Source organism: Clostridium homopropionicum DSM 5847 (assembly GCF_001263795.1).
GTDB lineage: Bacteria > Bacillota > Clostridia > Clostridiales > Clostridiaceae > Clostridium_H > Clostridium_H homopropionicum.
In genome coordinates this window covers 49,687-63,817 of record NZ_LHUR01000047.1, presented here as the reverse complement: position 1 = coordinate 63,817, position 14,131 = coordinate 49,687, and the positions used below count along the sequence as shown (strand labels likewise).

The window sequence follows — 14,131 nt, the reverse complement described above, 5'->3', positions numbered from 1 at the left end:
AAATTTCTTTAGAAATATTCGACATAAAAAAACACTCCTTCTTGTATATATTTGGTATTTATTTATCCAAATTCTTGCCAAGAAAGAGTGCTTTTTATTCACTTTACACAAAAATTTTTACAGGCTCTACCCTATTAATTATATTCTTCATTTTTCACGATTATATAAACATAATCACTAAACATACAAGAAGAACTGTTCCAAATAAAAATACTGAATAAGTTATACTGTTTAAATTTCTGCTTAAATCTCCTAGTTTTTCATTTATACTTTGAAAAGCCTCCAGATTCTCCTTCATATTACCTTGGATGCTATAATTACCACTTTTTTCTTCCTTCCAACTGAATACATTTGAACTTTTAAGCTTATTTTTTATTGCATTTCTATTCTTTAATTCTATATTTCCTATAAATCTCATTGCATTTTCAAGTAACACTACTCCTTTAACAAGTCCTTTATCTATAGAATTTAGAAATACATAACTAGTCTTAAATAGCATTCTACCTAAAGGCTTGTAGAGATTATTTTCAATGCTAAACCAGTTAAGAGAAACATTTTCATAGTACCATTCTTCATTTGTGCTCTTTCTTAAATACCTTATGATAAAATACATATATATTACAGTGCCTATGGCTATAGCAATAAAAGAACTCTTAATATTTGTCAAATTATAAAAATCAACTTCCATAGGTTTCATTCCAAAAGATACAGTAGAAGCTTCTAATATACCCATTATACTATTTGGATTTATTCCTATAAAAATTATAGCAGCCCCTAAAATACCCATCGGAATAATTGATCTAAAGGAAATGTTTATTTTATGCTCTTCTATATCTTTTTCACTTTTCTCCACAAACACAGCTATAAATATCTTAAGCATATAGGCAACTGTAAAGCTGCTGCTTAAGGTAAATGCAATTTCTGCTAAAGTGAACAAGGCTCCGCCATATATATGCTCTGCTTCTGCTAAAGCATGGTGCAATAAATTCTTGCTAATGAATCCATTAAAGCCTGGCATTCCAATAATAGCAAAGAAGCCGATTATAAATAGGATTTTTAATATTTTTTTATTCCTTCCAAAGCCCCTTATTTTATTTATATTCACTGTATTTAAGCTTATATAAATAATTCCAGATAGCATAAATAGTAAGCCTTTAAAGAAAGCATGATTCACTACATGATATAAAGTTCCGTAGAGAGCTGCAGCTCCGCTTTCCTTTAGAAGTCCCATAAGTCCAATTCCCACAAGAATATATCCAACTTGACTCATACTGCTATAGGCAAGTATCCTTTTAATGTTACGTTGAAATAAAGCCAAAAATCCACCTAGGAGCATGTTTATAAATCCTAGTATTAATACTACAGCTGCAACAATTAAATCTCTCTTCATCATTATTTCAATGGTAACTATAATCCCGAATATTCCCGTCTTTACTAATATGGCAGATAATACAGCGCTAGCTGGGGCTGGGGCAGCTGGGTATGCCTTTGGCAGCCATATGTGCAGTGGAAACATACTGGCCTTTACACCAAAACCAATAATTATTAATGATACTATAAAATACTTTATATTTCCTATACCCTGTACAGCCCACTGCAGAGCATCAATATCTAAGGTATTTGTATAGTCATAGAGAAGGAACAATCCCATAAGCAGTATTAGTCCTCCAGTAACAGCCATTACTATATAGGTATAGCCAGCCTCATGAGAATACTCATTTTCCTCATGAATTACTAGAACATAAGAGGTTAGGGACATGATTTCGAAAAAGGTAAAAAGATTTATAAAATTCTCTGATAAAAATATCCCTATAGTACTCCATAAGGTAAGCATAAAAAATAGATAATATCTATTTCTGTTTTTATATTTTATTAAATATTCATTAGAATAAATCGTAGTTAACAACCACACAAAAGCTGTAATAAACACAAAAATATATCTAAAAGCATTAAGCTTTAAATGCAGTCCTGTGCCCATGACATATGGAATAGAAACCTCTAAGGTATCCTGTTTAACATGTGGAAATAGAAGAATCACCACTATAAAAATAATGCCTGTTATTAAAATATTAAAACTATCTCTATATTTCTCATTTTTCCTTCCAAGAATATATCCTATAAAGGATCCTAGGAGAGGGAAAAGCATTATAAAAATCAGCATGACCTTTGGATCCATAAAATTCACCTTCCTTTATATTACCTCACTTGCAATCTCTTCTATGAAATAAATTATTGGATTTGGAAATAAACCTAGTATTACCACTACTATAGTTATAATAACAATTGAAATAAGCATTTTTTTAGGCGGTTCTTTTGCTGCTGTATTTTCATAATCTCCATTTCTGAAAAATGCTGCTGTAACTACCGGGAAAAGGTATAGAGCAGTTAGTACAGCACTTAATAGTAAGGCTGCAGGAAATATGATCTTTCCAGCTGTAAGCCCACCTTGAGCTAAGAACCACTTACTTACAAAACCATTTGTTGGTGGTATTCCTATTAAAGAAATTGAAGCTATTGTAAAGCACCACATAGTAACAGGCATCCTTCTTCCCATCCCGTTTATCTCACTTATGTTTTTCTTTCCTGTAGTGTACATTATAGATCCAACCACAAAGAACAAGGTAATTTTTATTACTGCGTGGTTTATTAGATGAAGTAAGGCTCCAATAAAGGCATTCTTATTTAAAAGCACAATCCCAAGAAGTATATAACCTAGCTGACTTACAGTTGAATAAGCTAGTCTCTTTTTTAAGTTTTCCTGCTTAATTGCTATAAAAGAACCTAATAAAATAGTTATAATAATCGGCACTATCATGTATATATTGCCTTTAAGCTCTTTTATAACGTCTACTCCAAAAATGTAATAACACATTCTAATGAGGGAGAATACTCCAGACTTTACTACAGCTACCGCATGTAAAAGTGAGCTTACAGGAGTTGGAGCAACCATAGCTGAAGGAAGCCAGGAATGAAAAGGAACTAAAGCTGCCTTAACTCCAAAACCAATAAACATACTTATAAATATTCCTAAATATAGATTAAAATTATCTGTAGAAACAGCCCTCACTACGCCGTGAGGCTGAAAGTTTAGATTATTAGTCATGCTGAATAAAAGTATCATTCCCAGTAAAATAAAGGTAGCCCCTCCGAAGGAGTATGCTAGGTACTTTTTACCGCTTTCTAATGCCTCCTTACTCTCCGTATGAATAACTAAAGGGAAAGTAACCAAAGTTAGAAATTCATAAAAAATATACAGGGTGAAAAGATTCCCCGAAAACCCTATACCTACGGTAACTCCTAAAGTAATTATAAAGAATGTAAAGAACTTATTTTCCTTACCTTCATGCTTCATATATTCCATAGAGTAAAAACTAGTAAGAACCCAAAGTATAGAAACTAACGATGTAAATAAGATTCCTAATTTATCAATTTTAAAGAATACATCTATAAATTCATTTAGTTTAAATAAATGAATTTCTCCTTCACCTAAAGCATAGAAAATTCCCATGACTATAATAAGGTTAATTATAACTGCCGTTCCTACAAAAAAGTTCCTTTCTTTTTCTTTAAACTTCATTATAGGTACTATAATAGCTGCTAGAAAAGGAAGGAAAACCGGAAGCAAAATTAAGTAATTCATTGTAAGTTTCCCCCTATACTATTCCATTTTTAATAAAATTAATTATTGTTCCAGATCTGAAGCCTGCATAAATCATAGCAAATATAAGACAGAAAATAGGAAGCAGCTCCTTTATTGGCTTAGACTTAGATTTATATACTTTGTCTTTTAAATTTTCTTCTCCAAAGAAGCCATTAATTACTATAGGAAAATAGTACACAGCATTTAAAAGACTGCTAATTAAAATTATCCCTATTATTAATATTTTATCTACTTCAATACTAGCTAAAGCTAAATTCCACTTGCTAGCAAAACCAGGGAGCACAGGTATTCCTACCATAGATAAAGCACCAAGAAGAAATAATACAGAGGTTGTTGGCATCTCTTTTCCTATACCTCTTAATCCATTTAACTCTTTACTGCCGGTTTTCTCAATCATGGCTCCTACGGATAAAAACAAGGCAGATTTTGTAACAGCGTGACCTATCATATGGAATACAGCAATTGCAACCCCAAGCTCAGTTCCAAGTCCGATTCCTAAAAAAACGTATCCCATCTGAGCAACACTTGAATAGGCTATTACCCTCTTAATCTGCCTTTGGAAAATAGCAAAAACAGAACCCATTATCATACCTACACTTCCAAGTATCAATATTATATTTAATACTGGAAATTCACTTATTATATCCATGCCAAAAGCTCTATATAGAACCTTAATTAGAAGTAGTACAAAAGCCTTTAGAACAAGTGCAGAAAGTATAGCACTAGAAGATGAAGGTGCACTAGAATGAGCATCTGGAAGCCAAGTGTGTAATGGGAACATAGCACTCTTAACTCCAAGACCTACGGTAAATAAACTTAAAGAAATAAGAATTACCCTGGGATATTGATCATATACACTTAAAAGTTCCTTGTGAATAAAGGTTATATTTAGTTGGCCAGTTATTGAATATATAAATGCTATTCCCATAAGCACAAGCCCTGAACCTAAGCAGCTCATGATAAGATATTTAAGGGTAGCTCTTATGTTGTCCTTCTTATCCTTCACCACTATTATTCCGCAGGACGCTAGGGTTCCTACTTCAATGAATACAAAAGCATTAAACAGATCATTGGTATAGATAACTCCCAGTAAGGATCCTATTAAAATATTAATAAGCAAATAGTACAACGAAATTTTGCTGCTGATTATTTCCTCGTCAATGCTGTAAACCGAATACCATATAATCATCAAGGATACAAAGGTAAATAATATCCCCATAATAGCTTCAATATTTCCAATATAGAATTCAATACCCGTAGGGGCGCTAAAATGTCCTATCCTATAATAGAATTTCCCATACCTTATTACATAAAAAGCCGTAGTCAGGGAAAGTATAAGCCCCAAAAGCATAGAAACCAGACTTATGGTTTTCACCAGCTTTCCTTTTTTTATTAATGGCATTATAAAAGCAGATATAAATAAAACAAGAATAGTCACTAAGGGAAAACTCTTAATAATCAATATTCTAGTCTCCTTTCATTTTCATAATTTCATCTAACTCTATAGTTCCATACTTCTCATGAAGCCTTATAGTAAGTGCTAAAGCAAAGGCGGTAGTACTTACTGCCACAACTATTCCAGTTAACATTAATGAAGAAGGGACCGGATTTATATATGCATCCACACCTTTATAGACGTCAACTATAATAGGTGCTTCCCTTTTTTCTATATATCCTTTTGCAATAAAAAACAAAAAAATAGCCGTATCCATAATATTCATCCCGATAATTTTCTTTATTAGATTACTGTGTAGTAATAATATTGCAAAGCCAACGCCAAATAAAATCATAGCACAAGCCTCGTAATAATTAGTCAGTAATGCTTCCATTTATATTTCTCCTTTATCAAACAGACTATATAAAAAATAGATAACTATTGCTACAATAGTTCCTACTAATATGTTTAATGGAAGTAAAAAGCCTCCACTTAGAATGTCTCCAGGTGTTCCTAGAGGGGGCTGTGGTAAATTCAAATGGCTTCCGCCAGTAACAAAGCTATAACCTTTTAAAACTCCATACAGCATTATGGAAAAGCATAAAATAGGTATTAAAATTTTGTATCTAAATCTTTTCTGAGCATACTCTATTCCAAATACTATTCTGTACAATATAAAACTAGCCCCAATTATAGTTCCGCCGGCGAAGCCTCCTCCGGGGCTCAAATGTCCATGAAAAATAACATAAACTCCAAAAATCTGTATAAAAGGAATGACAACTTTACTTATTTCCTTTAAAATTACACTTTTCAATTTCTCACTCCCTTATTCCGTTTTATTACTATTGTCCTTTAAAATAAGTATTACTATTATTGATGCTGTAAATAGCACACTAGACTCTACAAAGGTATCAAAAGCCCTATAATCCAGTATGATTCCAGTGACAATATTAGTTGCACCAGTATCCTTTGTGGCATTTTCTATATAGTACCTTGAAACTTCATTGTTTGCTGGATTATTAGCCCTTCCAAAGCTGGGCAGTTCCTGTACTCCTAAAAGTAAAATTAATATTAAACTCCCTGTAATTAATATAGCTGCTAACCTTTTCATATTTTTACTCCTTAATTCTCTTTAATGTAAGCATAAATAGCACTGTAGTTACACCTGCACCTACAGCTGCCTCTGTAATGGCTACATCTGGTGCATTAAGCTGCTGCCAAATAACCGCCATAATTAAGCTGTAAACCATAAAAATAATAATAGCTGCCAAAACATTTCGCATTATAGCAACTGCTATGGATGATCCAATCAAAAACATAAGCATAATTATACTTAATAAGGTCATCTTTCTATTCCCCCTCCTTTTATTGACTTCTTAAAGCTCTGCTCAGTATTTGCTTTTGCAATTAAATGCGTTGCAGTTGGGTTTGTAAGCCAAAGAAATAAAATTATAAGTATAAGCTTTAGACTTACTATATTTAATCCATTGTAAATTATTAAAGCAGTTAATATTAAAGCAGCTCCTAAGGTATCGCATTTTGCTGCACTATGCATTCTTGTGAGCATATCTGGAAATCTCATTAATCCAATAGTTCCTACCACTAAGAAAAATAAACCTCCTATAGCTAACATTCCAAAAACTATAATCATGTCTTTTTCTCCCCCCATTTTTTAATGTATTGAGCTATAACAATAGAAGCAATGAAGCTAATTAAAGCATAAACTAAGGCTACATCTATGAAGTAAGTTTCATGAAGTATAAATGAAACTACTAGTATCAATATAATTGTCTTTGTTCCAACAACATTTATTGCAATAAGCCTATCTCCTGCAGTAGGACCTTTAACTGCTCTAAATATACAAAGAAATATGGTTATACATAATATTAAGGTTACAAAAACTAATATTTTAATCATTCATACTCCCCTCTATTCTTAATAAAATCTTCTCAAACTCTGAATTTACTAGCCCCTGTCCATATTCTCTTTTTAAACAATGTACTTCAAATTCATCACCAATCACATCTACAGTTACGGTACCTGGAGTTAAGGTTATAGAATTCGCTAAGATAGTCCTTAGAAAATCTGATTTTAGATTAGTAGTAAACGTTGTCATGCAAGGGGATATTTCTACCTTTGGAGTTAGAACCACCTTAGCCACATGAATATTTGCTAAAACAATTTCCCTAAGTAATACTAAAAGAAATAATGCCCAATACTTAATTTGTAAACCTATATTCTTAAAGCTTCTTTGGTGTATTCTCACTAGAGTATATCTTTTGTTGAATACTCCTATAACAGCAGAAATACCCGTTCCTATAACTATACTTTCCATGCTGTTGCCTTCAGATAGTATTAACCAAAACATTATATACATAAACATAACTTTAAATATCATATTAAATACCTCCTTTACTTGTTATATTAACTTTATAAAGCAATTATTGTGCCAATTATATATAGGATTAAAAAATATTTGTAAACCCTTATTTTTACTTATTCTCATCCAGTGTTTTTTAGAAAAATAAAAAAAACAATTACATAATACAGTAATTGTTTTTTTAAATGTTTCATTAAGAAACACATTTTCAATTTATGTCATTTTTCGTGTTTCATTATGAAACGAATGTTTCATGATGAAACACTTTATTACAAGCTATTTTTCTTCAATATTATATTTTTTCATCTTTCTATACATGGTTGTTCTTCCTATACCTAAAGCTTTTGAAGCTGCTGCTATATTGCCGTTACATTCTTGTATAGCCTTACTTATATAGTTCTTCTCTAATTCATCAAGTGTAACTAGTTGCTTGCCAAATTCCATATTTTCCTTAGAATCTTTATCTACAATGTATGGTGGTAAATCCTTAATTGTTAGTGTAACATTATTATCCACCATGTTAATAACTCTTTGCATTACATTTTGTAATTCCCTAACATTACCTGGCCAATTATAGCTTAGCATAGCTTTATAAAAGCTTGATCCAATTCCTTTGACTGTTTTATTAGTAGTTTTACACAACTTCTCAATAAAGTAATCTATTAATATTCTTATATCTTCTTTTCTTTCCCTCAAGGTAGGGGTATATATAGGCATTACGTTTATTCTATAGAATAAGTCGCTTCTAAAATTACCAAGCTCAACTTCCTTCTTTAAATCCTTATTTGTAGCAGCAATCACTCTAACATCTATTGGTATAACCTCATTTCCCCCAACTCTTACTATTTTTTTATCTTCAAGTACTCTTAACAAGCTTACCTGAGCATCTAGAGGCATATCTCCAATTTCATCTAGAAATATTGTTCCTCCATCAGCTAATTCAAACTTGCCAGGATGACCTCCTCTTTTAGCCCCTGTAAAAGCACCCTCAATATATCCAAAAAGCTCACTTGATACTAATTCTCTAGGTATGGCTCCACAATTTAAGAATACAAAGGGATATCCTTTTCTATCACTTTCATTATGAATAGCCTGTGCAAACATTTCCTTACCAGTACCGCTTTCCCCCTGAAGCAGAATAGTTGTATTAGTATTAGCCGAAACAGAAGCAAGCTTTATTGCTTTGTTTATGGCATCACTTTTCCCTAGAATATCACTAAAGGTAAACTTGGCATTTGCACCTACAATTTTATTTACTAAGCTATGAAGCATTTTTGTTTCCCTGAAAGTAATTACAACCCCTCCAGCAGATTTTATAGGAGTAATATTAGCAATACACGCTTTTTTTCTACCATTCCTAGTCTTAAAGTTAACCTCTTCTTCCACATGACTTTTTCCATTTATAATTCCCTTAAGTATATCTTGTCTGTTATCTGGACTAAGAATTGTTTTAATATCTTTTCCAATAATATTTGCTTCACTAAAGGAAAGTAATTTACGAGCAAACCTATTTATACTAACTATATTCTCTTTATCATCCACTCTTATTATTCCTTCAGAAACTGATTCTGTTATTTGATAAAATCTTTCATTAATAGCTCTTAGCTCATTGTTATACTCTTCAAGTTTAATTTCTTTTTCTATAGCTTCTGCTGCTGCAACTATCATACCTAAAGTATGTGTATGGACTTGCTTGTAACTCCCAGTTATGCTTAAAACTCCAAGTATTGTTCCATTTTTATCTTTTATGGGGCATGCCGACGATGTCAGCTTGTGATATTCCTTTAAATAGTGTTCTCCTCCTACGACCTGCATTGGTTCACCAGTAATAAGTGCCATGCCAATAGCAGTAGTACCGACGAACTCCTCTTTTACATTATATCCGTCATCTGCGCCTATAGAGAAATACATATCCACTATTTTTTCTTCTCCAATATGAGTTAATACAAATCCATCTTTATCTGTTAACCTTATGATAAAATCTGTATCCCTAACTATTTTATATATACTTTCCATAAATGGCTTTGCTGTTTTCAATAGTAAGTTTGATTCTTTGTGCCTCTTCTTTAGTTTTTCCTCGCTAAGGCATTTTGTAAAATCTTGAGAATAAGGATTTACTCCATAAGCCTTGCTCCTTTTCCAAGAATCTGCAATAGATTTTCTAATTTCTTTCTCATTCAATATATCTTCTTCAATAAATAGTTCCCATTTTTCAACAATCTCTTCATTGTAATTTATGAAGTTTTTCTCAGGCAATAAAACCCCTCCATTAAAATTTAGCTTTCATAAAATTAAACTTAATTTTTATTCTTCTTTTCATTTTCCTGTATTTCTTTTTTTTCTTCCTTTGGTTTTGATTTAAACCAATCTTCAGGGTCTTTTATTTCAAAGGGGAAAATGTTTCCATTAAACTCTCCTGAGTCATCCATAGGATTTTCTAACATTTTTAAAACTATTATAACCAGTATTATTAATACAACAGCACCCAAAATCATCATCATTCTTTTACCCCTCTTTCCTTTATTTATACTATTATTATATCACAGCATAAATATAATTATATCCTAATGTTAATTTTATGTAATTCTATTGAATTTATATTTTTGAAATAGTAAAGTAGAACTATCAGAAGGAGGTATATTATGTATACTCTTAAAGCCGTAAAATACAAAAATATATTGAAAATAGATGAACTTCATATTCCTAAAGAAAAAGTTACCTGTATAATAGGTCAAAGCGGAAGTGGCAAAACAACCTTAATTCGCCTATTAAACAAATTAATAAGTTGCGAAGAAGGAGAAATTCTTTATAAAGGTAAAAATTTAAAAGAAGTAGATTCAATTCTACTTAGACGAGAAGTTATAATGCTGCCTCAGAATCCCGTAATATTCCCTGGTACTATACAAGAAAATCTACTAATAGGATTAAAATTTTCTGAAAAGCCTTTAGTAAGTGAAAATGAACTATTAGAAATGTTAAGTTTCTTGAACTTAGAAAAATCTCTTAAGGAAAATGCAGAAAAATTATCTGGTGGAGAAAAACAAAGAATTTCCTTAGGAAGAATTCTATTGATGGAGCCAGAAGTATTATTATTAGATGAACCTTCCTCAGCACTGGATGAAGAGACAGAGAATCTAATTATTTCAAAGGTAATAACTTATGTAAAGTCTAATAAAAAAACTCTTACAATGGTAACCCATTCCTCTAGAGTTGCAGAGATCTTTTCCGATAACATAATAGAGATTGCTAAAGGAAAAATTATAAACCATACAGGAGGTAAAAACCTTGGATAGTGTTTTAAATCTTAATCTATGGCAAATGGCTTCAGCATATATTTTCGTTCTAGTTCTACTTGCTATAGTTAAAATAAAAGGTATATCTCGAGAAAAGGAAATCATAATTTCAACAATAAGAATGACTCTTCAATTAATATTAACTGGGTATATTCTCTCATATATATTCCAAAATAGTAACGCTTTTTACACCATATTCTTTATGATATTAATGGAACTTTTCGCAATTTATAATACCTTTAAACGTGTAAAGGTAGAACTTTCAAAGCAAATGAAGTTTACCATTGGAATTTCTATGATTTCAGGAACCTTAATAACCATTCTTTACTTTATTTTTGTTGTTTTAAGACTTGTACCTTGGTTTGAGCCAAGATATTTTATTCCAATTGGAGGCATGATAATCGGAAATTCTATGACAGGCATATCCTTAGGAGTTACTAAACTTGTAGATGGAATGACCAATAAACGAGACTTAGTTGAAATGGCTCTTATGCTTGGCGCTACCCCTAAAGCTGCATCTAAGTCAATTGTTGATAGTGCTTTTGATTCCTCAATTCTTCCAACAATAAACTCTATGGTTGGCATGGGAATTGTGTTTCTTCCTGGAATGATGACAGGTCAAATCCTATCAGGAGTTTCTCCTTTTACAGCTATTGAATATCAAATTGCCATTATGCTTGGAATTTTAGGTAGTGTAGCCTTAACAGTAATAATGTTTGTGCAATTAGGATATAAAACCTTCTTTAATGAAGAAGATCAGTTAAATATATAATAAAATAAAAGAGGGAATGTTAGTCCAAACCCTCTTTTGCTATTTTATATTATAATTTAAAAGAACTCTTTAAAGATACTATTCTGTTAAATACTATTTTATCTTTAGAAGTGTATTTTGTATCTACATTAAAGTAACCATGTCTAAAGAATTGGAATTTTTCTCCTCCTAATAGACCTTTCATATTAGGCTCAATAAAGCCTTGTAATACTTCAAGTGAATTCGGATTTACTTGCTCTAGGAAATTTTTATCCTCATCATTTTCATCATCTAGTATTAGAGAATCATATAATCTAAACTCAGCTGGAACAGCATTACTTGCTTCAACCCAATGAATAGTTCCTTTAACCTTTCTTCCAGTGAATCCGCTTCCACTCTTTGTCTCAGGATCATAGGTACAGTGTATTTCTACAACATTTCCTGCTTCGTCCTTTATCACATCATTACAAGTAATGAAATATGCATTTTTTAATCTTACTTCATTTCCTGAGAATAGCCTAAAGTATTTCTTTGGAGGATTCTCCATGAAATCTTCCTGTTCAATATATATTTCCCTAGAGAATGGAATCTGTCTAGTTCCCATTTCAGGTTTGTCTTGATTGTTTTCTGCCTCAAGCATTTCAACCTTTCCCTCTGGATAATTTGTAATGACCACCTTTAAAGGTCTTAAAATTGCCATCGTTCTTGGTGCCTTTTCATTTAAGTCTTCTCTTAGGAAATGCTCAAGCATTTGGTAATCTACTATACTGTTGCTTTTAGCTACACCGATTTCTCTACAGAAATTACGGATTGCCTCAGGTGTAAATCCTCTTCTTCTTAGCCCTGCAATTGTAGGCATACGTGGATCATCCCAAGCATCTACAAATCCTTCATCTACTAATTGCTTCAATTTTCTTTTACTCATTACTGTATTTGTAAGGTTCAATCTAGCAAATTCTATTTGCTTAGGCTTGCTTTTCATTTCACATTCATTAATTACCCAATCATATAGCGGGCGGTGATCTTCAAATTCTAGTGTACATATGGAGTGAGTAACCCCTTCAATAGCATCTTCAATAGGATGCGCAAAATCGTACATAGGATAAATACACCATTTATCTCCAGTATTATGATGTTCTGCATGAGCAATACGATAAATTATCGGATCTCTCATATTTATATTTGAAGATGACATATCAATCTTAGCTCTTAATACCTTTTCTCCATCTTTAAATTCTCCATTTTTCATTCTTTCAAAAAGGTCAAGATTTTCTTCTATAGTTCTATTCCTATATGGACTTTCTTCTCCTGGTTTAGTTAAAGTACCTCTATATTCTTTTATTTCTTCAGCAGATAAATCACATACATAGGCTTTACCCTTCTTAATCAAAATCAAAGCGCGATTATACATTTTCTCAAAATAATCAGAAGCAAAATATAATCCGTCCCATTGAAATCCTAGCCACTCAACATCTTCTTTAATAGATTCTACATATTCTGTATCTTCTTTAACTGGATTTGTATCATCAAAACGCAAATTTGTTTTACCCTTAAATTCATCAGCTAATTCAAAATTTAAGACTATTGATTTTGCATGCCCTATATGCAAATATCCATTTGGTTCTGGTGGAAAACGAGTTATTATCTCTTTATGTTTCCCTGATTCTAAATCCTCAACAACAATATTTCTAATAAAGTTTGACGAACTGCGTTTATCCTCCATGTCTGTTACCTTCCTTTTCTAATGGTGTTCTTATTTTTCCTCTACATTGAAATAAATATATCATAAAATGATTTATTTTTCTACTTTAGCTAAAAATTAAATTTACTATAGAAAAGGACTGATGTAAGCTTATATATTATAACTGCTTAACTTCAGTCCTTCTAAATCTAAAAAATAATATTTTTATCCACCTAAATATGCACTTCTTACCTTTTCATCGTTAAGAAGCTCATTTGCTGGTCCTTCCATTTCCACACGTCCATTTTGAATTACATAAGCTCTATTAGCAATGTTAAGTGCCATTGCAGCATTTTGCTCTACCAGTAAAACAGTAGTTCCTTTTTCATTTATATCTTTAATAATTGAAAAAATCTGTTTTACTACTAATGGAGCAAGTCCCATAGAAGGTTCATCTAGGAGTAATAGCTTTGGTCTTGACATTAAAGCACGACCTATAGCAAGCATTTGCTGTTCTCCTCCTGAAAGGGTCCCTGCCATTTGATTTTTACGTTCTAATAATCTTGGAAAGGTTTCAAATACCATTTCATAGTCTTTTTTAATTTCAGCTTTATCTTTTCTTGAGTAAGCTCCCATTTCGAGATTTTCCATAACTGACATACTGGAGAATACTCTTCTACCTTCAGGTACATGGGAAATTCCAAGACTTACAATATTACTAGCATTCACCTTATTTATCTCATTTCCTTGAAACTTTACTACACCAGTTTTAGGTTTTAAAACTCCAGAGATTGTTTTAAGTGAAGTAGTTTTACCTGCTCCATTTGCACCTATTAAAGTAACAATTTCCCCTTCATTAACCTTTATGCTTATCCCTTTTAATGCATGAATAGCACCATAGTATACATTAACATCTATCATCTCTAACAT

The 14,131-nt window shown here is 31.8% G+C and carries 16 protein-coding genes; 2 read left to right on the top strand and 14 right to left on the bottom strand.

Annotated elements, in window-relative coordinates; translation table 11 throughout:
• Positions 1–160 precede the first annotated feature (160 nt).
• The 12 genes from CLHOM_RS17700 to CLHOM_RS17645 all read right to left on the bottom strand — a co-directional run bounded on the left by CLHOM_RS17700 (position 161) and on the right by CLHOM_RS17645 (position 9,977).
• Positions 161–2,176, bottom strand: a complete 2,016-nt coding sequence (locus tag CLHOM_RS17700) for a complex I subunit 5 family protein (protein WP_052223007.1) — start codon at positions 2,174–2,176, stop codon at positions 161–163.
• 15 nt (positions 2,177–2,191) lie between these two features.
• Positions 2,192–3,640: a complex I subunit 5 family protein gene (locus CLHOM_RS17695; protein WP_052223006.1), complete on the bottom strand. Its 1,449-nt coding sequence runs from the start codon at positions 3,638–3,640 to the stop codon at positions 2,192–2,194.
• Between the two features lie 13 nt (positions 3,641–3,653).
• Positions 3,654–5,123 carry a complex I subunit 5 family protein gene (locus tag CLHOM_RS17690; RefSeq protein WP_052223005.1) on the bottom strand — a complete coding sequence of 490 codons (1,470 nt, stop codon included), beginning with the start codon at positions 5,121–5,123 and terminating at the stop codon, positions 3,654–3,656.
• Between the two features lie 4 nt (positions 5,124–5,127).
• Positions 5,128–5,490 (bottom strand): sodium:proton antiporter, encoded by a 363-nt coding sequence (locus CLHOM_RS17685; RefSeq protein ID WP_052223004.1) that lies wholly within the window; start codon positions 5,488–5,490, stop codon positions 5,128–5,130.
• Positions 5,491–5,910 carry an MnhB domain-containing protein gene (locus CLHOM_RS17680; protein ID WP_052223003.1) on the bottom strand — a complete coding sequence of 140 codons (420 nt, stop codon included), beginning with the start codon at positions 5,908–5,910 and terminating at the stop codon, positions 5,491–5,493.
• A gap of 12 nt (positions 5,911–5,922) precedes the next feature.
• Positions 5,923–6,207, bottom strand: coding sequence for a hydrogen gas-evolving membrane-bound hydrogenase subunit E (gene mbhE, locus CLHOM_RS17675; RefSeq protein ID WP_052223002.1), 285 nt, complete (start codon positions 6,205–6,207; stop codon positions 5,923–5,925).
• A gap of 4 nt (positions 6,208–6,211) precedes the next feature.
• Positions 6,212–6,442 (bottom strand): hydrogenase subunit MbhD domain-containing protein, encoded by a 231-nt coding sequence (locus CLHOM_RS17670; RefSeq protein WP_052223001.1) that lies wholly within the window; start codon positions 6,440–6,442, stop codon positions 6,212–6,214.
• Positions 6,439–6,747 carry a monovalent cation/H(+) antiporter subunit G gene (mnhG, locus tag CLHOM_RS17665; RefSeq protein WP_052223000.1) on the bottom strand — a complete coding sequence of 103 codons (309 nt, stop codon included), beginning with the start codon at positions 6,745–6,747 and terminating at the stop codon, positions 6,439–6,441. Before mnhG ends, CLHOM_RS17670 begins: the two co-directional genes overlap by 4 nt.
• A complete protein-coding gene (locus tag CLHOM_RS17660) occupies positions 6,744–7,013 on the bottom strand; it encodes an MrpF/PhaF family protein (RefSeq protein ID WP_052222999.1) in 270 nt (89 codons plus the stop codon). Before CLHOM_RS17660 ends, mnhG begins: the two co-directional genes overlap by 4 nt.
• Positions 7,006–7,494 (bottom strand): Na+/H+ antiporter subunit E, encoded by a 489-nt coding sequence (locus CLHOM_RS17655; protein WP_052222998.1) that lies wholly within the window; start codon positions 7,492–7,494, stop codon positions 7,006–7,008. Before CLHOM_RS17655 ends, CLHOM_RS17660 begins: the two co-directional genes overlap by 8 nt.
• A 258-nt stretch (positions 7,495–7,752) precedes the next feature.
• A complete protein-coding gene (locus CLHOM_RS17650) occupies positions 7,753–9,732 on the bottom strand; it encodes a sigma-54-dependent Fis family transcriptional regulator (protein ID WP_082204472.1) in 1,980 nt (659 codons plus the stop codon).
• Positions 9,733–9,773: 41 nt separating this feature from the next.
• The gene (locus tag CLHOM_RS17645; protein WP_052222997.1) at positions 9,774–9,977 is read right to left on the bottom strand and encodes a hypothetical protein; all 204 of its coding nucleotides are present in this window, start codon (positions 9,975–9,977) and stop codon (positions 9,774–9,776) included.
• A gap of 141 nt (positions 9,978–10,118) precedes the next feature.
• On the opposite strand from CLHOM_RS17645, the gene CLHOM_RS17640 reads away from it, so the two are divergent.
• Positions 10,119–10,769 carry an ABC transporter ATP-binding protein gene (locus CLHOM_RS17640; RefSeq protein WP_052222996.1) on the top strand — a complete coding sequence of 217 codons (651 nt, stop codon included), beginning with the start codon at positions 10,119–10,121 and terminating at the stop codon, positions 10,767–10,769.
• A complete protein-coding gene (locus CLHOM_RS17635) occupies positions 10,762–11,541 on the top strand; it encodes an ABC transporter permease (protein WP_052222995.1) in 780 nt (259 codons plus the stop codon). The genes CLHOM_RS17640 and CLHOM_RS17635 overlap by 8 nt, the downstream gene beginning before the upstream one ends.
• A gap of 49 nt (positions 11,542–11,590) precedes the next feature.
• Here the strand turns inward: CLHOM_RS17635 and CLHOM_RS17630 are convergent, their stop codons facing one another.
• Both CLHOM_RS17630 and CLHOM_RS17625 read right to left on the bottom strand, forming a co-directional pair.
• Positions 11,591–13,243 (bottom strand): glutamine--tRNA ligase/YqeY domain fusion protein, encoded by a 1,653-nt coding sequence (locus CLHOM_RS17630; protein WP_052222994.1) that lies wholly within the window; start codon positions 13,241–13,243, stop codon positions 11,591–11,593.
• Between the two features lie 183 nt (positions 13,244–13,426).
• Positions 13,427–14,131 (bottom strand): ABC transporter ATP-binding protein, encoded by a 705-nt coding sequence (locus CLHOM_RS17625; protein ID WP_052222993.1) that lies wholly within the window; start codon positions 14,129–14,131, stop codon positions 13,427–13,429.